At 33.7% G+C, this 19,707-nt stretch carries 15 protein-coding genes; 3 read left to right on the top strand and 12 right to left on the bottom strand.

Annotated features, from left to right (window positions below):
• Positions 1-101 precede the first annotated feature (101 nt).
• From uvrA to ACNO7W_RS09445, 7 genes are all read right to left on the bottom strand, one after another.
• Complete coding sequence (gene uvrA / locus ACNO7W_RS09475; protein WP_417937960.1) at positions 102-2,933, bottom strand: excinuclease ABC subunit UvrA; 2,832 nt, start codon at positions 2,931-2,933, stop codon at positions 102-104.
• 24 nt (positions 2,934-2,957) lie between these two features.
• Complete coding sequence (locus tag ACNO7W_RS09470; protein WP_417937959.1) at positions 2,958-3,986, bottom strand: PDDEXK nuclease domain-containing protein; 1,029 nt, start codon at positions 3,984-3,986, stop codon at positions 2,958-2,960.
• A gap of 213 nt (positions 3,987-4,199) precedes the next feature.
• Positions 4,200-5,984 (bottom strand): chloride channel protein, encoded by a 1,785-nt coding sequence (locus ACNO7W_RS09465; protein WP_417937958.1) that lies wholly within the window; start codon positions 5,982-5,984, stop codon positions 4,200-4,202.
• A 37-nt stretch (positions 5,985-6,021) separates the two neighbouring features.
• The gene (locus tag ACNO7W_RS09460) at positions 6,022-6,696 is read right to left on the bottom strand and encodes a DNA alkylation repair protein (RefSeq protein ID WP_417937957.1); all 675 of its coding nucleotides are present in this window, start codon (positions 6,694-6,696) and stop codon (positions 6,022-6,024) included.
• 40 nt (positions 6,697-6,736) lie between these two features.
• Positions 6,737-8,422 (bottom strand): gamma-glutamyltransferase, encoded by a 1,686-nt coding sequence (gene ggt / locus ACNO7W_RS09455; protein ID WP_143387383.1) that lies wholly within the window; start codon positions 8,420-8,422, stop codon positions 6,737-6,739.
• 33 nt (positions 8,423-8,455) lie between these two features.
• A complete protein-coding gene (gene ggt / locus ACNO7W_RS09450) occupies positions 8,456-10,141 on the bottom strand; it encodes a gamma-glutamyltransferase (protein WP_417937956.1) in 1,686 nt (561 codons plus the stop codon).
• Entirely contained in the window at positions 10,138-10,722 is a 585-nt protein-coding gene (locus tag ACNO7W_RS09445) for an ACP phosphodiesterase (protein ID WP_417937955.1), read from the bottom strand. Before ACNO7W_RS09445 ends, ggt (ACNO7W_RS09450) begins: the two co-directional genes overlap by 4 nt.
• 119 nt (positions 10,723-10,841) lie before the next feature.
• Between ACNO7W_RS09445 and glmM the strand changes: the two genes are divergently transcribed.
• Positions 10,842-12,230 (top strand): phosphoglucosamine mutase, encoded by a 1,389-nt coding sequence (glmM, locus tag ACNO7W_RS09440; RefSeq protein ID WP_417937954.1) that lies wholly within the window; start codon positions 10,842-10,844, stop codon positions 12,228-12,230.
• Between the two features lie 115 nt (positions 12,231-12,345).
• Here glmM and ACNO7W_RS09435 read toward each other — a convergent pair whose 3' ends face one another.
• Together ACNO7W_RS09435 and ACNO7W_RS09430 are read right to left on the bottom strand one after the other, a co-directional pair.
• Positions 12,346-12,750, bottom strand: coding sequence for a cupin domain-containing protein (locus ACNO7W_RS09435; protein WP_218043720.1), 405 nt, complete (start codon positions 12,748-12,750; stop codon positions 12,346-12,348).
• A 355-nt stretch (positions 12,751-13,105) separates the two neighbouring features.
• Positions 13,106-13,405, bottom strand: a complete 300-nt coding sequence (locus ACNO7W_RS09430) for a hypothetical protein (RefSeq protein ID WP_143387388.1) — start codon at positions 13,403-13,405, stop codon at positions 13,106-13,108.
• 632 nt (positions 13,406-14,037) lie between these two features.
• Between ACNO7W_RS09430 and ACNO7W_RS09425 the strand changes: the two genes are divergently transcribed.
• Complete coding sequence (locus ACNO7W_RS09425; RefSeq protein WP_417937953.1) at positions 14,038-14,211, top strand: hypothetical protein; 174 nt, start codon at positions 14,038-14,040, stop codon at positions 14,209-14,211.
• Between the two features lie 130 nt (positions 14,212-14,341).
• On the opposite strand, the gene ACNO7W_RS09420 is transcribed toward ACNO7W_RS09425, so the two are convergent.
• From ACNO7W_RS09420 to ACNO7W_RS09410, 3 genes are all read right to left on the bottom strand, one after another.
• Entirely contained in the window at positions 14,342-16,879 is a 2,538-nt protein-coding gene (locus ACNO7W_RS09420; protein WP_417937952.1) for a carboxypeptidase-like regulatory domain-containing protein, read from the bottom strand.
• Complete coding sequence (locus ACNO7W_RS09415; RefSeq protein ID WP_417937951.1) at positions 16,866-17,780, bottom strand: FecR family protein; 915 nt, start codon at positions 17,778-17,780, stop codon at positions 16,866-16,868. Before ACNO7W_RS09415 ends, ACNO7W_RS09420 begins: the two co-directional genes overlap by 14 nt.
• Before the next feature lie 61 nt (positions 17,781-17,841).
• Positions 17,842-18,357, bottom strand: a complete 516-nt coding sequence (locus ACNO7W_RS09410) for an RNA polymerase sigma factor (protein ID WP_417937950.1) — start codon at positions 18,355-18,357, stop codon at positions 17,842-17,844.
• A 258-nt stretch (positions 18,358-18,615) separates the two neighbouring features.
• Between ACNO7W_RS09410 and ACNO7W_RS09405 the strand changes: the two genes are divergently transcribed.
• The gene (locus ACNO7W_RS09405; RefSeq protein WP_417937949.1) at positions 18,616-19,659 is read left to right on the top strand and encodes a hypothetical protein; all 1,044 of its coding nucleotides are present in this window, start codon (positions 18,616-18,618) and stop codon (positions 19,657-19,659) included.
• Positions 19,660-19,707 lie beyond the last annotated feature (48 nt).

Raw genomic sequence — 19,707 nt, 5'->3', positions numbered from 1 at the left:
GGTTTTTAGGATTGAATTTACAAAAAAATGTCAATTGTAGCGAAAATGAAAGTAAATAAAAACCACCCCGCCCTTCGGGCACCCCTCCAGAGGAGGGGAATTTAAGCCAACTCTTTTTTCAAAAACTGCGCCGTATAGCTTTTTTTATTTTTCACAATTTCTTCAGGAGTTCCTTTAGCAATAAGCTGTCCGCCGCCTTTTCCGCCTTCAGGACCGATGTCTATAATATAATCAGCTAGTTTAATCACGTCCATATTGTGCTCGATAATCAAAATCGTATTTCCTTTATCAACCAGTTTATTGATGACTTCCATCAACACCCGTATGTCTTCAAAATGCAATCCTGTTGTGGGTTCATCCAGAATATAAAACGTGTTTCCGGTATCTTTTTTAGACAATTCACCCGCCAGTTTGATACGTTGTGCTTCACCACCGGAAAGAGTTGTGCTTTGTTGTCCAAGCGTAATATAGCCCAAACCAACATCCTGAATCGTTTTTACTTTTCTATAAATCTTCGGAATCATTTCAAAAAATGGAACTGCTTCATCTACCGTCATATTCAACACATCCGAAATGGATTTTCCTTTATATCGAATCTCCAATGTTTCTCTGTTAAAACGTTTTCCTTGGCAAGTTTCACATTCCACATACACATCTGGTAAAAAGTTCATCTCAATCGTTCGCACACCCGATCCTTCACAGGTTTCACAGCGTCCGCCTTTCACATTAAAACTAAATCGACCCGCTTTATATCCCCGAATCATACTTTCAGATGTCATCGTAAACAGATTTCTGATTTCGGTAAAAACTTCGGTGTATGTTGCAGGATTACTTCTTGGCGTTCTACCAATAGGGCTTTGGTCAATATCAATCACTTTATCGATATGTTCCAATCCTTCAATTTTTTTATACGGCTGTGGTTTTTTGACGCCATTAAAATAATACGCATTCAAAATAGGGTAGAGCGTCTCATTAATCAAAGTTGATTTTCCACTTCCCGAAACTCCGGTCACGCAAATCATTTTACCCAAAGGCAATTCTATCGAAACATTTTTCAGGTTATTTCCTGTTGCTCCGGTCAGTTTTAGGAATTTTCCATTTCCCTCCCGACGTTTTGCCGGAACTTCAATTTTCATTTCGCCATTCATGTACATCGCCGTTATGGTATGATGTTTCAGGATTTCGGCAGGCGTTCCTTTGCTGATGATTTCACCTCCGTATTTTCCTGCTTTTGGGCCAATATCAATCACATAATCGGCACGTTCAATCATGTCTTTATCGTGTTCCACTACAATTACTGAATTTCCAATATCTCGTAATTGTTCGAGAGAATGAATCAATTTATCATTGTCTCTTTGGTGTAAACCAATACTCGGCTCATCCAGAATATATAAAACACCAACGAGTTGCGAACCAATTTGAGTAGCCAAACGAATACGTTGTGCCTCACCACCCGAAAGTGATTTGGAGCTTCGGCTTAAAGCCAAATAATCCAAACCTACATTCATCAAAAAGTTCAATCTGTCTTTGATTTCTTTGATAACCTCAGTAGCGATACGCTTTTGTTTATCAGACAGGTGGTTTTCTAAATCCAAAAACCAAGCTGTCAAATCCGAAATATCCATATCGCACAATTCGGTAATATTTTTTTCATTGATTTTAAAGAACATCGCTTCTTTTTTCAAACGGGAACCTTCGCAAACAGGACATTTTATTTCGTCCATAAACTCCTTCGCCCAACGCTTTATAGTTGTAGAACCACTTTCGTCATGTTGGTTTTTTATAAAATGCGAAATCCCTTCAAAATCAATTTTATATTCTCGGGCAACACCTAAATCTTTGGAGTTGATGGTAAATTTTTCTTTTCCGCCATTCAAAATCATTTCCATTGCTTCCTCTGGAATCGTTTCCATGGCATCAGTCAATTTAAAACCATATTTTTCGCCTATGATTTCCAATTGCTTAAAAATCCATGATGATTTGTATTCTCCCAAAGGAGCAAAACCACCATTTTTTATGGACAATTTCGGATTTGGAATAATTTTTTTAGTATTGATTTCGTTTACAGTTCCTAAACCGTTGCAATGATCACAAGCGCCTTTTGGGGAATTGAAAGAGAATAAATTCGGTTCGGGATTTTGATAGGAAATTCCAGTACTTGGACACATCAAATTCCTGCTAAAAAACCGTACTTCATTAGAATCTTGATCCAAAACCATCAACACATTCTCCCCGTGATGCATCGCTGTATTAATACTTTCACTTAGTCGTTTTTCGTTATCAGGTGTATTTTCAATCACCATTCTATCCACAACAATTTCTATATCGTGCGTTTTATAACGGTCCAGTTTCATTCCTAAAGTAATGTCCAGCACTTCGCCATTCACTCGAACCTTAAGAAAACCCTGCTTGGCTATTTGTTGGAAAAGCTCGGCATAATGTCCTTTTCGAGCGCGAATTACAGGAGCCAAAATATTGATTCGTTTAGCCGTAAAATCCTGGATAATCAAATCTTTAATTTGTTCATCGTTATAACTAACCATTTTTTCGCCTGTATTGTAACTGTACACATCAGCACCACGCGCATATAGCAAACGAAGGAAATCATAAATCTCAGTAATAGTTCCCACAGTCGAGCGTGGACTTTTACTGGTGGTTTTTTGTTCTATGGCAATTACTGGAGAAAGTCCGTCGATTTTATCGACATCGGGACGTTCTAAACCACCCAGAAATTGACGCGCATAGGCAGAAAATGTTTCCACATAACGGCGTTGCCCTTCGGCATAAATAGTGTCGAAAGCTAATGAAGATTTCCCAGAACCCGAAAGACCGGTAATAACTACCAATTTTTCACGAGGAATGGAAATATCTATATTTTTAAGATTGTGAACACGAGCACCCTGAACTTCAATGGTATTGTTTGTATCTAACATAATTTTTGTAAATTCCGTGAATCCTTATTCGTTTTTATCGTTTAAAAAAAGATTTAGTTTTTGTGCAATTTCGGTGGTAGCTGGCAGCAGAGATTTATAGGCTTCAGGTAAGGAACTACTTGTATTGTAAGTAGCTACACCAATGGGCAAAGAAGCAGTTTTTAGTGAATACTCTACAACGGTTCTGTCTTTATTTTTGCAAATTATGATACCAATAGCAGGATTTTCATGAGGTAGTTTTACGGTATCGTTAAGGATACTTAAATAAAACTCCATTTTGCCTTTATGCTCAGGTTCAAACTCTCCAATTTTCAAATCAATGGCTACTAAACTTTGTAGTTTTCTATGAAAAAGCAACAAATCAATTCGGTATTCTTTATCGTTTACTTGTAGTTTGTATTGGTTGCCGACAAAGGTAAAATCGGAACCTATTTCTAATAGAAATTGACGTATGTTTTTAATCAACGCTTGCTCTAGTTCATATTCAGAATGCTCGTCGGCGAGCTCCATAAAATCGAAGGTGTAATGATCTTTTATGGCTAAATAGGCTTGCTTTTTTATTTTTTCGGGTAATACAGCATCAAAATTAGTTTGATTGAGTAAGTATTTCTCGTAGGTTTTATTTTCTACTTGATTAATTAAGACATCTTTTGTCCAACCAAATTTTTTGGTAGATAGGATATAAAATTGACGTTCCTGACTGTCTTTGCATTTTGATAAGATAATAAGATTTTTTGTCCAGCTAATTTCTCCAACCAATGGTTGGAGATTTGCGTCTAAATGATATTCGTTATAAAGCTGAACCATATAAGACAGGTTTGATGTTGAAAATCCTGATATTTTCGGAAATTCTTTCTTGAGTTCATTAGACAATGTTACTATTATAGCTTTTCCCCATCCCTCTTTTTGCTTATTTGATATGGCTTTACCCAATTCCCAATAGAGATTGATGAGATGAATATTAACCACCTTTAACGCCTCGTATTGTGCTTGTCTTACTTTATCTTTAATTTCGGATATAAACTGAAATTGTTGCGGTTCTATATTTTGCATTTATTTTAAATTTTGACAGTAGAGTCATTGCGAAGCATCATCTCTACCGTGTAATGGAAATATCTATGTTTTTTAAGTTGTGAACGCGAGCGCCTTGAACTTCAATGGTATTGTCTTTGTCTAACATAATTTTTGCAAAAAAGCAAAGTTACCATTTTGATTTATTCTTTCGATAGAACACTTTAGAAGTTTATGTAAAAGAAGTATTATAATTTATTCTATTGTCATTGATTTCAGTTTGGTTCTGTAGGCTTCCAGCGCTATAGATTTAGAAATAAAACCGTAGTATTTCTCATCTTTGAGTACTGGTAGAAAAACAACTTTCGCCTTTTCAAATTTATTCATAACAGTTTCCATAGTATCCTCGGGTGCTATTATTTCTATTGGCGGAATCATAACTTCTTTTATCAAAGTATATTTCACGCGATAAGGGTTGAAAATAATTTCTCTAATGGTATTAAAATGAACGATTCCTATCATTTTTCTGTCTTTATCTACGACAGCAAAAATAACTTGATTTGAATGTGAAATTAAATCAACTAATTTCTCTAGATTTTCATCTGGAGAAACAGTTAAATAGTCAGTTTGAATGATGGCGTTAGTATCTAATGTTGAAAGTATATTCGTGTCTTTATTACTGGTAAAAGCATGTCCTTTTTTGGCTAAATTTTTCACGTCCATAGAATGCTTTTCAAATCGTTTTGAAATGGCAAAACTGATAGAGGAAACTATCATAAGAGGAATCATTAAGTTGTAACCTCCCGTAATTTCTGCTATTAGAAAAATGGCTGTCAATGGTGCATGAAACAATCCACTTAAAATTCCTGCCATTCCTACCATTGTAAAATTACTTATAGGTAATTTGGTAATCCCTGTTAGATTTAGAAATTTGGAAAAGAAAAAACCAACATAAGAACCCAAAAATAGGGAAGGAGCAAAGTTACCCCCGTTTCCCCCGCTACTTAAGGTTATTCCAGTTGCAAAAACCTTTATCATCATGGTGCAACCCACAAAAAGTAAAAGTGCCCAACTGTTATTTCTGAAACTGCTGAATAATGTGTTTTCAAGTAATTGCCCAGGATTATTTTCAGATAAGGTTTTAATACTTTCATAACCTTCTCCAAAAAGTGTTGGGAAAATAAAAATAAGAATGGCTAAAATGGAAGAACCAAACAGTGCTTTCTTGTAAGGACTAAGTTTTAGCCGAGCAAAAAAATGCTCTACCCTTTCAAAATTTCTGGAATAATAAACAGAAATAAATCCAGTGAATAATCCTAAAAGAAGATAGAAAGGAATATTATGATAGTTAAAAGTCTCTTGTTGTTTAAAAGATAATAAAATGGTCTCATCTAAAGCTATAACAGAGACTAATGCACCTGTCGCGGCTGCAATCATAATGGGAGTAAATGCCGAAATACTTACATCAACCAATAAAACTTCAATGGCAAACAATACTCCTGCAATGGGAGCATTAAAAGCAGCGGCAATTCCTGCAGCTACTCCACAACCAATCAATAAAGTATGGTCTTTATAACTTAATTTATATTTTTGAGCATAATTGGAACCAAAAGCTGCACCGGTAATTACAATAGGACTTTCTAAACCTGCCGAACCTCCTAATCCAACTGTTAGCGAACTGGTTACGATTTGGGCATACATTTGTTTTTTGGGAATAATACTCGCTTTTTTGGCAACAGCATATAAAATTTGTGAAGTTCCTTTTTGGATTGTTCCTCCCAAAACTCTTTTGACAACAAAAACGGTAAGCAAAATACCAATTATTGGCAAAATACTATTGATGAAACCCAATTTTAAAATTCCACTAACATAAGTAGCAAAAGAAAAAACCCAGTGCGCAAAAGTTTTTAAAACAATTACAGCAAACGCTGCAGAAATTCCAACTAAAACAGCAGATAAAAAGATAAACTGCTTTGGAGTTAATAAGGATTGCGCTAAAGCAATTACGGTTTCTAACTTGGATATATATTTTTTGAACATTATAATTTTTTAAAAGGGGTGCAAAACTACTACTATTTTAAGGGCAACAAATATTTTTCAAGGCTTCTTTTTTGCTTAATGGTTTTAAATTATTGTTAGCAACAAATTGCTTCACCGCTTCAGGATTTGGCTTTGCATATTCCCGTAAGGCCCAGCCAATTGCTTTTTGAATAAAAAATTCCTTGGAATGCGCTTGTTTTAAGCATTCAGAAAATAAAAAATCGGAATTTGTTTTTTGTTTGTAATTCAATTGGAATAAAATAGCACTTCTATTCAACCACATATTTTCTGACTTTGAAAATCGTTCTAATGTGTTTTTGGTTTCCAATGGAAATTCTAATAAATATTCTCCTAAAATGTACTTTGCAATTGTATCCACACTGTCCCACCAAGAATTAGTGAGTATCAGTTTTTCAATCAGTTGAATATCCTCAAGGTTATAATTTCCTTTTAGTTCTTTTATCAAAATTTCAATAGCGCAATAATGAAATTCGCGTTCTTGTTTTGAATATAATGATAAAGCAATTTGTCTTGCGTTTGCCGCAACTTCTTGCTTATTTTCTTTCCAAATTGCTGCAAAAATGCGTCTTCGTTCCTCCGTTTTAATTCCAAAAAAAGGAAAATTATTTTTCATGTATTTTGCCATAGCAAAAGCATTTTCCGGATTTTTATTTGCTGCAAAAGCGTTTTCTAATGCTGTAATAAAATTCATAAATATTAAATTTGTCGTCATCCTGAGCGCAGTCGAAGGGCTAAAATCCTACGGCTTTATCATCTCCTCTAAAATCGGCTCCTCCTTCTAAAGTTTGATTTGGCAGAACCAAAATTGCATCTACTTTTCCTATTACGGGAGTTGTTTTTTCATTGATTTTATATCCTTTTGATTTTAAAATATCGAATGTTTTAGTGTCGAATGTATTGGGTTCAAAAGTAATTAAATCGGGTAACCATTGGTGATGAAAACGTGGCGCATTTACCGCTTCCTGCATGCTCAAACTGTATTCATAAACATTTAAGATGGTTTGTAATACCGATGTGATTATCGTAGAACCCCCTGGCGAACCAACCACCATAAATAATTTTTCGTTTTTCTCCACTATTGTGGGCGTCATAGAACTTAACATCCTTTTTTGAGGCGCAATACTATTGGCTTCATTTCCTACTAATCCAAACATATTAGGCTCACCAGGCTTAGTGCTAAAATCGTCCATTTCATTGTTTAGGAAAAAGCCCAATGCATCACAATAATATTTAGAACCATAACCTGCATTTAGCGTTGTTGTGGCTGCAATTGCGTTACCAAATTGATCCACAATAGAATAATGTGTAGTTTCGGTACTTTCATTATAATTTACATTCCCTTCTTTGATATCCGATGAAAGGGTGGCTTTATCAAAATTAAAATTAGCCATTCTCTGTTTTAAATAGTCATCAGCCATTAATGCTTTAAGTGGAATCTTTACAAAATCAGGATCGCCCAGAAAATAACTTCGGTCTGCATAGGCTCTTCTTTCGGCTTCAACAATAACTTGTATAGATTTGGATGAATTATGTCCCATTTTTTCTAAATCGTAAGGAGCAATCATTTTAAATATTTGAGCCAAACATATTCCGCCACTACTAGGTGGTGGCATCGAAATAATTTTTAGATCTTTATACTTAAAAGTAAGTGGTGTTCTCCATTTGGCTTCATATTTAGCCAAATCTTCCATAGTAATTATAGCTCCTTTTTCCTGAAGGTATTGGACTAATATTTTTGCGGTTTCTCCTTTGTAAAATTCATCTCTGCCATTTTTAGAAATTCGTCTTAATGTGGCTGCCAGAGCAGGGTATTTAATCGTATCATTTTCTTTAAAAACAGTTGACAGTAGTGAATTGACTCCGTTTATTTTTATAAGTTCATTTCGGTATTCATTCAGACGTTTTTCTTGTTTATTAGTAACAATAACTCCGCGTTCCGCTAATTCAATTACGGGTTTCAATATTTCTTCGATAGGCAAGGATCCTAATTTTTTATGTACTTCAAATACGCCTGCAATAGTTCCCGGTATTCCAATAGCGAGGGCTGTAGTTGTACTTTTTCCTTTAATAACATTTCCTTTATCATCAAGAAACATGTCTTTTGTGGCTGCCAATGGCGCTTTTTCGCGATAATCCAAAGTTCCAGTTTCGCCATTTGCTTTTCGATATACCATAAAACCACCACCACCAAGATTTCCTGCGTATGGATAGGCTACAGCAAGAGCTAATTCAGTTGCAACCATTGCATCAAAAGCATTTCCTCCTTTATTCATGATTTCAACACCTATTTTTGAAGCTTCTTCACGAGCCGAAACTACCATTGCTTTATCAACAACAAGCCCGGTAGGCTTTACCATAACACTTTGAGTTTTACAACCAACACAAAAAACACTCAATAGAATAATAATTTTTTTCATTCGGATAGTATAAATTAAACAACAAATAGACTTTTAAAAACCAACGGCTTTATTGTCACCTCTTTTATCTGCGCCACCTTCAAGCTTACTATTTGGTAACACTAAAACTGCATCTACTTCACCAATTATTTCTTTGTTTTTTTCATTGATCAAGTATCCTTTTTTCTTTAAATTCTTTAATAATTCTTTATCGAATGAATTAGGTTCAAAAGTAATCTCATCTGGTAACCATTGATGATGAAAACGGGGTGCATTTACAGCTTCTTGCATGCTCATGCCAAATTCATACACATTCAATATCGTTTGTAAAACCGATGTGATTATAGTAGAACCTCCAGGTGTTCCAACAACCATAAAAAGTTTTCCGTTTTTTTCTACAATGGTTGGAGACATGGAGCTCAGCATTCTTTTTTCGGGAGCAATGCTATTGGCTTCAGTTCCTGTAAGTCCATATAAGTTTGGAACTTCTGGTTTGGCACTAAAATCATCCATTTGATTATTCAAAAAGAAACCCAATTCATCGCAATATATTTTAGAACCATAATTATCATTTAAAGTAGTCGTTGCCGAAACGGCATTTCCGTCGGTATCAACAATAGAATAATGAGTAGTTTGTTTGCTTTCATAACCTTTGATTTCTCCGTTAGCAATATCCAAAGATTTTGATGCTTTGTCGAATGAAAAATCACTCATTCTGCTCTTTAAATAAGTTGGGTCGACTAATTCTTTCATTGGAAGTTTAACAAAATCAGGATCTCCCAAGAAATAATTTCTGTCGGCATACGCTCTTCTTTCTGCTTCAGTAATCAGCTGAATCGCTTTTGGACTATTATGCCCCATTTCGGAAAGGTTAAAAGGCTCAATCATTTCCATGATTTGATTCAAACAAATACCGCCACTGCTCGGGGGAGACATCGATATGATCTTTAAATCTTTATATTCAAATGTTATTGGCGTTCTCCATTTGGCATCGTATTTATTTAAATCTTCAAATGTCATATTTCCTCCTTTTTTAGCAAGAAAAATAACTAACTTTTGAGCTGTTTCTCCTTTGTAAAATTCATCTCGACCGTTTTTGGCAATTCTTTTTAGTGTTGCTGCCAAAGCTGGATATTTTATAGTGTCATTTTCTTTGTATTCTTTTGAAAATAGGCTGTTTGGCCCATTACTTTTAATGAAAGAAGCTCTATAAGCAGCTAGGCTTTCGGCTTGAAATTTAGTTACTATAACTCCTTTTTCTGCCAAGGCAATTACAGGTTTTAGAATTTCGCTTATTGGTAAAGAACCATATTTTTTGTGTACTTCAAATATTCCTGCAATCGTACCCGGAATACCCGAAGCCAAAGCTGTTTCTCTACTTTTACCTTCTATTACATTTCCTTTTTCATCCAGAAACATATCTTTAGTAGCAGCCAGTGGCGCTTTTTCTCTATAATCTATAGCGCCTGTTTCGCCATTGGCTTTTCTAAAGACCATAAAGCCACCACCGCCAATATTTCCTGCTTGTGGATAAGAAACTGCCAGAGCCAACTCTGTCGCTACCATCGCGTCAAAGGCATTTCCGCCTTCTTTCATGATTTCTACGCCTATTTTTGAAGCTTCTTCACGTGCCGAAACAATCATGGCTTTAGGAGTTACTAAACCTGTTGGTTCAACTATTTTTTCATTCGATTTGCAACCTAAAACGGCAAAAGCAAGAAGTAGTATTATTTTTTTCATAAAGTAATTATTTTATCATTTGAGTAAATTATTAATTCTTGAAAGAAATTGGTGAACTCTTTTTCAAATTCCAGATAAAATTCTGAAAGTTCATGGGTAGCAAACCGCATTTTAGACTCGTTTTTAGTACGTTGATCCATTTGCGTCAAAATTCGATTAATTCCTTCCACTGTTTGGTAACTCACCAGCCAATTTTGTTTTATCATGTATGGCATTATTTCCTTGGTTCTTTCCGAAAGAATAATATGGTTATCCTGTAAAGATTGGTAAAAGCGTTCTACAAAATGGTCAAGTTTTTCATCAGAATAAGTGCTCCAGTTTTTAGCCAAAAAATGATCATAAAAAACATCTACAATTACACCCGCATAATGATGGTATTTTTCATGTAGGCGTTTGGTACTTTGTCTAAAAATGGGATGTGCATCTGTAAAAGTGTCAATGGCACGATGCAGAATGATTCCTTTTTGTATTTCTAAAGGATAACTTTCAAAATGTTTTCCACGAATTCCATCGGCCATGAAATTGCCAATTTTGATTAAATCATTGTCACCGGAAAGATAGATGTGTGCTAAAAAATTCATTCGCCTAATTTAGGAATTTAAATGATGAATTTTGAATTCTAAATGACTTTTATAAACCGTCAATTATTATATTTGTGAGCAAATTAAAATTTATAATTCAAAAATTAAAATAATAATCAATGACTTTAATAAAATCAATATCAGGAATTCGTGGAACAATAGGAGGTAAAGTAGGTGATAATCTGACACCTGTTGATGCAGTTAAATTTGCTTCGGCGTATGGAACTTGGTTGAAAAAATATATTGGAAAAGAAAAAATCACGGTTGTTGTAGGTCGTGACGCCCGTATTTCGGGACCAATGATTCAAAATTTGGTGGTAAATACTTTAATTGGTTTAGGAATTGACGTGATTGATTTGGGGCTTTCGACAACGCCAACTGTTGAAGTGGCTGTTCCTCTTGAAAAAGCGGAAGGCGGAATTATCCTTACTGCTTCGCACAATCCAAAACAATGGAATGCCTTGAAATTATTGAATGAAAAAGGAGAATTCCTGAATGGTGCAGAAGGACTTAAAATTCTTGAAATTGCTGAAGCGGAAGCTTTCGATTTCTCGGATGTGGATGATTTAGGAGCCATTATGATTAACGATGCGTACATGGATATTCATATTGATGAAGTATTAAATTTACCATTGGTGGATATTGATGCAGTAAAAGCGGCTAAATTTAAAGTGGTTGTTGATGGCGTAAACTCTTCTGGAGGAATTATTATCCCAAGATTATTGGAATTAATGGGCGTTGAAGTGGTAGAATTATACTGTGAACCAAACGGACATTTTCCTCATAATCCGGAACCTTTAAAAGAGCATTTGACTGATATTTCAGAATTGGTTGTCAAAGAAAAAGCGCATTTAGGAATCGTGGTTGATCCAGATGTAGATCGTTTGGCTTTCATTTGCGAAGATGGAGAAATGTTTGGGGAAGAATATACATTAGTGGCTTGTGCCGATTATGTTTTGAGTAAAACCACAGGAAATACAGTTTCTAATATGTCTTCTTCTCGTGCATTACGTGATGTGACTAACAAGCATAACGGAAACTACGAAGCCAGTGCAGTAGGTGAAGTGAATGTTGTAGAATTGATGAAGAAGAATAATGCCGTAATAGGCGGAGAAGGTAATGGCGGAATCATTTATCCTGAATCGCATTACGGTCGCGATAGTTTGGTGGGAGTAGCCTTATTTTTGACGCATTTGGCAAACAAAAAAATGACAGTTTCTGCTTTACGTGCTTCGTATCCGGAATATTATATGAGCAAAAACAAAATTGAATTAACACCTCAAATTGATGTTGATGCCATTCTTGTTGCCATGACGGAAAAATATAAAAACGAAGAGATTACAACTATTGATGGTGTGAAAATTGATTTTGCTAACGAATGGGTACATTTAAGAAAATCGAACACGGAACCGATTATTCGTATTTATACCGAAGCGGCTTCACAAGAAAAAGCCGATACATTGGCGTTACGGATTATTGATGAAATAAAAGCGGTGGCTGGAATTTAAAGCGACTATTTTTTAAATTAATGACCCTTTCAGAGTATCACCTTTGAAAGGGTTTTGTTTTTAATAAACAGTTATTTTCTAAGAAATGATTGCTTGTTCATTTTTGCAAATTAAATTATTTTTTATTCCTTGGGTCATCGGCAGGGTTAACGTAGATGATTCCCCAAGGCCCCATACCATGTAATTGAATGATAGATTCTTCCTTAGTGAAGGCATAATGACGAGTACCAGTTTTCATCATTGCAAATCCCCCATTCGGAATTTTATTCGCTGTTTTTTCATCAAATTTTTCCCCGAGTCCCATATATAAAGATCCTTCAAGAACAGTTACATGCTCGTCGGCGGGATGTGTATGTGGCATTATCATGTAATTAGCCGGAATTTTAATGCGCATGGTGAATAATCCTATTGCCTTTGGATCACCATCTATCACTGCTGCTTTTGCTCCAGGCGGTAAAGAAGATGGAGCATCTGCCCACTTAATGTCATCGGGCATAACCATGATATGGTCGGCAGGCATTTTCATATCTTGAGCCTGAACCTGTGTGACTACGCTGAAGGTACCCAATAATATCAAGACAGCTATTTTTTGTTTTACTTTCATTTTCGTTGTTATTTTTGGTATCGTTTTATTTTAAAAGAGGGATTCCGTAACGTCTTAGAGATCAAGAACTGGTCAAATGAAATTACGATGGTTCTTGTGTCTATCCATTCGCTATGTTGTAATTTTGATCTTGAAAAGAATCTAAAAATACAAAGGAAACCTTATGGATAGGTTTGCATTTTTGTTAGACGATACAAATTCTAATAATTAGAGATGAACTGTCTTAACTGAGACAGTCCATCTCATTAGCCTTTAACTGTCTGATTGGAGTTCAATGAACTTGATTGCCGGAATATTCATAATGGAGCGGCGATACAATTGGTTGGGTTGGCGTAATCCCATTCTTAGCAAGAATAGGCATTAACGTTTGTCCAAATTCATTAAACTTATCTGCATTTTCCCAGACATCCACCACTTTCAGACCTTTATCAGTCTGAGCACTCACATGATGTATCAATCCTTTCGGATTTTCATGACCTGCTGCACGCAGATCTTGCCATACCTGATCGTATTGTTTTGACGTCATGTTAGGAAAGTCAAATTGAACCATTACTTTTTTCATGTTTTCCATTTTGTTATTTTTTTATTCTTCTACTCGTTTGGCTTTTCGATGACGCCCCGTTTTTTTAAGTGGCTTCTGGTCTCCACTTTTAAATGTTATAGTGTCAGCTTCGGAAGTCAAGAACTCACTAGACAATCTTGTGACTAGTTTTTATTTTTGTCTAGTTTTTAAATTTTCCCGTGACATCAGCGCTTAATTGCCTTGTCATTCTATTTTGCATAACGAACCTAAAGTGAAGGTTTTTTGGAAGCAAAATATCGATTACATATACTGTTAAACACATTTTAAACCTAATGTTTTTCGATAATAAAAACCTAAACAAAAATACGATTATTTTATATTTAAGGTATTGATTAGTAAGTAAATATGTTATTTTTTATGATTTAATTGCTTTAACTAAACCACTATGGACTGAAAGTCCATAGATTTGGTTGGCAGACTTAAAGTCTGCACGGTTATAACACTTATTTATTAGCCACAAATTACGCAAATTAACACGAATTAATTTACGAAAATTCGTCCAATTCGTGACTAAAACATTTTTAGAAGCTAAAGCGAAATGCACTAAAGTACATAGTTTTAACTATTTTTGGGACCAATAAAAAAAGCATTATTAAAACATTGTTAAGTAAAATGTTCCTGTGAAAGCAAACATAATTGACTATAATAATGTGTTCTCAATTCAACAAAAAAATGAATTTGTCTCAGAATCAATTGATAATGACTACAGCCGAAACAGTATTATAACTTATAAAATCAAAGGTGGAATCTATACTGTAGCACTTATAAAACAACAAGTATATGATTTGGTTTAGCGAATAATTGAAGATTTAAAAGTTTCAGCAAGGATATAGAAAACAATATTCTTTTTAATAAATAACCCTTTCAGAGTGTAGCATTTTAAAAGGGTAGAATTATAAATCAGCTAAACATTAAGATGAAATATTAAAAATTCACTCTGAAACTTATATTTGGCGTTAAGCCTAATGATTTGTTATCTACTTGAACAGCATCATTCAAATCGTTTGGGTTCACTTTGTAATAACGATTGATAACATTATCTTGATTGGTGGCATTAATTACACCGGCAGTAAATGAAGCTTTAATAAATTGCGACAGATTGAAATTGTAATTTAAGGAAGCATCTAAACGCATGAAATTATCTAGATTTTCACTGTTTGGAGAATCGTAGTTGACCATAGTATTATTCCCGTTTTGTACCGTTTCATTACCTTCAATTGGTTTTGTGTAGGGTTGACCATTTCTCCAAATACCGCCTACAGATATTTTTAGATTTTTAAATATATCGTAATAAAAACCTAAAGATACTGAATGCCTTATATCTACATTATTAGGAAATGTAGAAGGGGTAAAAGTATTAAATTCATAGTCGTTTGTACTAAAAGTGTAACTTATCCAAACGCTATATTGATGAGCCGTTTTATTGGCTAAAAATTCCAAACCTTTAGCAGTGTAACTTCCATTAGCATTATTAAACTGAAAGCTGTTATAAAAACCCTGATTAGAAGCCGTAATACCATCTATAATTTTGTAAAAACTTGTAACCTCAATATTTAGTTTATTTTGGTTGAATTCTACACCAAAAGACCCTTGTTTACTTGTGGCAATGGGTATGTCTTTATCGGTGACTAAAACCCAACGCCTTTTTTCAACGCCTAAAAAATCATCTTCAAAATCTACAATTTGCGTAGTAGATTGATTCTTAAATTCGCCTTCTAATTTTAAAGCAAATTGATTTGATAATTTTTGTCTAATGTTTATTCTAGGTTCCACCAAAAATTTTTCAAATTTTTGGAAATAATTCAAACGCAATCCAACTCTCAAATAAGTGTTGTTTTTATTGTATTCAACTTCAGAAAATAAGGCGTGATTCAATAAAACATCTTTTTTAGTGCTGGAGTAGAATGGATTACTAACGGTAGTTTGGTTTAACATTCCAGTCTCATTAAATTGATAGCCAAACAAGAAATTTAGGTTATCATTAGTTTTGTAATACGTATTTAGTTTTGCTCCTGTTTCCAGAACTTCATTAGCTTCCGTTAAGCGCTGGTCTGTTTCCACTCTGTAAGCGGTAGCGTCAATGTTGTATCTGGAAAAGTAAGTAACGAAGTTTGTACTTAATTTGGGATTCCATTGTGCTTTCCAATTTCCTCCATAACCAATATTTTTTTGGGATAAATTGCTGGTTTTAGATTCGGTTTCATTTGAGTTTACGGTTAAACGTTCCGAATAATCTAAAGCGTTATTGATACCAATAATGTTGGCTCTAAATTGATGCTTTTCATTCAAATCAAAAAGTAATTTGGCCGTGTAATCATAAAAGTAAAAATCAGATGAGGTATCATTTTTATCACTATCCGCATTGATGTCGCTATCTTGAAAACTTCGCTCAAAATATTTGGTGTAGGTAGGGGATTTAAACAAATCGGTAATAGAACGACGTCCTGAAATATGAAGTTCTAATTTTTTAGTTATTGGGATTTCTAAAAATGCATCAGCACTAATTAAGTTAATTCCTCCGCCACCAGAAAATGTATTGGTTACAGCATCTTTAGTATGCATGTTTATAGTACTGGAAACACCATCACTGTATTCAGCACTTGTTCCATTTTTACTAACAATAACTTTGTTGGTTAGATTGGGGTTGTAAGCAGATATTAATCCGAAGAAATGACCGGAATGGTACATTTTAATATTATCCCAAATCACTAAATTTTGATCGTTAGTTCCTCCACGCACATTGATATTAGCAATACTTTCATTAGTACTTTCAACGCCAGGAAGTGCTTGTATGGATTGTAAAATATCTGGTTCTATTAATCCGGGAAGAATCCCAAATTTTTTAGTATTTAAAACAGTACTTCCATCTAAATATTTTTGTAATCCAGGAGTTAAATAGACACTTATTAAAACCTGATTCAATTCTTCATTTTTTGTAGAAAGGACAATTTCTTTGCAATTATTTTGTGTTGAAAACAACTCATTTGCTGAAAATTGTCTGGATTGAAAACCCAAATAGGAAACTGTTAGTGTTGCATTTATAGGCACATTCTGTAAATTGAACTTACCATTTTCATTCGTAATTGAACTTATTGCAATGTTATCTACAACTACTGAAGCGCCAATGAGAGGAATTTTTTTTTCGTCGGATAAAACAATTCCACAAACGGATATTGTTTTGTTTATCACTGAAACGGTAACATATCGATTATCTAAGGCTTTGAAATTTAAAAGTGTTTTCGAGTTTAGATAATCTATTGTTTCTTGTAATGTAAATGAAGTATTTGGTTTTGTAATTACAATAGCAGCTACATCTTCAACGGCATACGAAAACTTAATATTAAATTGTTTTTCGATGGAAACAATAACCTCAGTTAAAGGTATTTTTTTAGCTGTATTTTGTCCATAACAAATACTTCCAAAGCAAAGTAACAGAGGAATCAGCCATCTATTTAACATCATAGTTGTAAAATATAACGGTTTTACCTTCAATTTTGTAACTTAATTTAAGCGGAATCGTAACAGCTTGAAGCGCTATTTCTTTATTAGTATGTGTAAAACTTCCTGTAAACAGCTTTGAAGTATCTACATCTTCTACTTTAATTTTCAGATCATATTGACGCTCCAGTTCTGCTATAACCTGATCTAATGGAATGCTGTTAAAACTCGATTCTTGTTGTATCCACGAAGGATTTTTGGTATTAAAATCTTCAACATTTTCAATAGTGCCATTTATAACTCGGAATGTTTTACCAGGAGGTAATTTAACGGTTTCATTGTTGTAAGTCACACTTACCAAACCTTCATAACAATTAACTTCAAAATAGTTTTTGCGTTCTTTTACATTAAACTGCGTTCCTAAAACTTTAACGACTCCGGCAGTTGTATTTACACTAAAAGTTTGTCCTTTCTTTACTTTAAAAAAAGCTTCTCCTTCTAACGTTAAATCTCTTTTATCAGACCATTTTTTTTTATTAAAAGTTAATTTTGAAGCCGAGTTTAATATCACTTCAGAATTATCCGGTAGCGTAAACGTTTTTGTTTGTGCTATTTGAGTTTCAAAAGATTTGGTGTTATTATAAAACAAAAAATACGCTGAGGTTAACAAAACAACCAGAACAGCAGCAACTCTATAGAATGTCTTAAAGTTTAGTGTTCTAACTTTTGTTTTCTTTTTAGAATGGTTTCGGGCCTTAAAAGCTTCTAAGGCAGCGTGGGCATCTACTTTTGGAGTTTCCAATTGTGATGCATAATGAGCAATTTTTTCAAGTGTTTCAAAATCTTCAGATTGTTTTAAATCTTCAATTTCTTTGCTTGAAAGCTCATTATTTAACCATTTTAATATCTCTTTTTCGTTTTTCATTTTATATCTCTATGTTTATAAGACAACTAACTTTTAAATTACCCTACAGCTAAAGGACTAATTATATATTCTCTATTTGGGCTTTTAATAGTTGCAGTGCTCCAGACATTCTTTTTTCTACGGTTTTTTGAGAAATATCTAGTAAGTCAGCTATTTCTCTGTACTTTTTTCCATCTATTCGATTCAATAAAAAGACTTCCCGCTGCACTTCACTTAATGATGCGATAGCTTTTGTAAGTTTTTGTTTGAATTCTTCTTCTTCGAATAAATATTCGGGGCTTTGATTATTGGTGTCTAAATTAGGAGCTTCTTTAGCATACCTTAATACGACTTTTTGATGCTTTATGTTATTTAGAAATAAATTATTAATGCTTGTGAACAAATAGGTTTTTACTTTACTAAAGTCAATTTTGGAACAATTTTCCCAAATTTTAGTAAATGCATCTTGCACTAAATCTAATGCGGCTTCGTCATCACCACATTTGTAATAAGCAAAATTATTTGCTGATTGCACATGCTTTAGGTAAAAATCTCTAAAGTGATTTTCGTCGCAAAGTTTACTGTTTTCGTCGCTCATTTAGTATTAATTCATTTTTTGTAGGTTGTAAAAGTAAATTATTTTTTCAAAAAGCGGTTGGGTTAATTATAATTGCTTTTTTTTTAAAATTATTTTAAATAGTAATTTATTGATTTTTAGGTTTTTGTGAATTTATTTGTAAAATTTTATATTTTTTTTAAAATTTAAGGAGGGTAAAAAGAAAGGTAGTTGTCTTACTAACAGAAAGGCGTTAAAAACATCGCTTGCAAATATAAAAATACATTAAATTTGAAAATTATGAAAAAATTAAAAATTATTACTGGAATTGCATTGATGGCTATCTTAGGATTTACATCATGCCAAAGTGAAATTGATGACGTACAAGGAGAAAATCCAAATACAAATTCTGCTAACTCAACTACAACAAGTAATCTAAAACGTACTTCGATGTATGATGGTTCATTTGATGATTTCTTGGATGGAGCATCATGTTCTTCAATTTTGTTACCAGTTACCGCTAAAGTAAATGGAGTTCAGGTTTCTATTTTAAGTCAATTAGACTACCAACAAGTTATTTCTATTTTTGGACAGTTTAACAATGATCAAGATACTGTTGTGTTACAATTTCCTTTAAAGGTTAAATTAAGTAATTATACAGAGGCCACCGTTAATAATCAAACCGAGTATAATGCTATTCTTAATGCATGTACATCAGCAGAAACTTCTGGTCAAGATGCTATTTCTTCTGTAAATATCACCTTCCCAATTACAATTTTAACGTATAATTTAAGTTTACAACAAACAGGAAGTGTTGTCATTACATCCGAACAACAATTATATACGTATATGTCTAATGTAAGTAGCACGGAATTATTTTCAGTAAACTACCCCATTTCAGTGACGATTAGTGATGGAACGAAAATAACGGTTTCAAGTGATGCTGAATTGCAATCAACTATTACTGCATCTCTAAAAACAGAAGCAGCGATGGCAGAAGCAGTTCAAAATTCAAAAAAATTAGAAACTATTTTAGTTAATGGAAAGTTTAAGGTGGATTCATTTGTAAGCGCAGGAGTTAATTCTGCAACTAGCTATAAAGATTTTACGATAGATTTTGCAAATAATTTATCAATAACAGCCATAAATTTATTGAGTACAACTGTAAATGGTACTTATGCGGTAAGCTCAGAATTAGATGTTTTTCTAAAACTAAATTTTTCGGGGAATGCTACTTTTAACTTATTGAATAATAATTGGAAAGTAACAAGTTTTACTGCTACAACAATCTCATTGCAAAGTAGAACTAATACAGCAGTTACATTAGTATTAAAACAAATATAGGCTAGATCTTAGTTGGTGCTTTTTATAAAAGAACAGCTACATCATGTT

It is taken from the genome of Flavobacterium sp. ZB4R12 (genome assembly GCF_048276375.1).
In the GTDB taxonomy this organism is placed as follows: Bacteria; Bacteroidota; Bacteroidia; order Flavobacteriales; family Flavobacteriaceae; genus Flavobacterium; species Flavobacterium gawalongense.
Note: the sequence above shows the minus strand (reverse complement) of the source record. Positions and strands in the feature narration are given on the sequence as shown.

Excerpts from the sequence above, each read along its gene's own strand:
- uvrA (WP_417937960.1), bottom strand. The coding sequence starts at position 2,933 with ATGTTAGATACAAACAATACCATTGAAGTTCAGGGTGCTCGTGTTCAC.
- ACNO7W_RS09470 (WP_417937959.1), bottom strand. The coding sequence starts at position 3,986 with ATGCAAAATATAGAACCGCAACAATTTCAGTTTATATCCGAAATTAAA.
- ACNO7W_RS09465 (WP_417937958.1), bottom strand. The coding sequence starts at position 5,984 with ATGTTCAAAAAATATATATCCAAGTTAGAAACCGTAATTGCTTTAGCG.
- ACNO7W_RS09460 (WP_417937957.1), bottom strand. The coding sequence starts at position 6,696 with ATGAATTTTATTACAGCATTAGAAAACGCTTTTGCAGCAAATAAAAAT.
- ggt (WP_143387383.1), bottom strand. The coding sequence starts at position 8,422 with ATGAAAAAAATTATTATTCTATTGAGTGTTTTTTGTGTTGGTTGTAAA.
- ggt (WP_417937956.1), bottom strand. The coding sequence starts at position 10,141 with ATGAAAAAAATAATACTACTTCTTGCTTTTGCCGTTTTAGGTTGCAAA.
- ACNO7W_RS09445 (WP_417937955.1), bottom strand. The coding sequence starts at position 10,722 with ATGAATTTTTTAGCACACATCTATCTTTCCGGTGACAATGATTTAATC.
- glmM (WP_417937954.1), top strand. The coding sequence starts at position 10,842 with ATGACTTTAATAAAATCAATATCAGGAATTCGTGGAACAATAGGAGGT.
- ACNO7W_RS09435 (WP_218043720.1), bottom strand. The coding sequence starts at position 12,750 with ATGCCTGCCGACCATATCATGGTTATGCCCGATGACATTAAGTGGGCA.
- ACNO7W_RS09430 (WP_143387388.1), bottom strand. The coding sequence starts at position 13,405 with ATGGAAAACATGAAAAAAGTAATGGTTCAATTTGACTTTCCTAACATG.
- ACNO7W_RS09420 (WP_417937952.1), bottom strand. The coding sequence starts at position 16,879 with ATGATGTTAAATAGATGGCTGATTCCTCTGTTACTTTGCTTTGGAAGT.
- ACNO7W_RS09415 (WP_417937951.1), bottom strand. The coding sequence starts at position 17,780 with ATGAAAAACGAAAAAGAGATATTAAAATGGTTAAATAATGAGCTTTCA.
- ACNO7W_RS09410 (WP_417937950.1), bottom strand. The coding sequence starts at position 18,357 with ATGAGCGACGAAAACAGTAAACTTTGCGACGAAAATCACTTTAGAGAT.
- ACNO7W_RS09405 (WP_417937949.1), top strand. The coding sequence starts at position 18,616 with ATGAAAAAATTAAAAATTATTACTGGAATTGCATTGATGGCTATCTTA.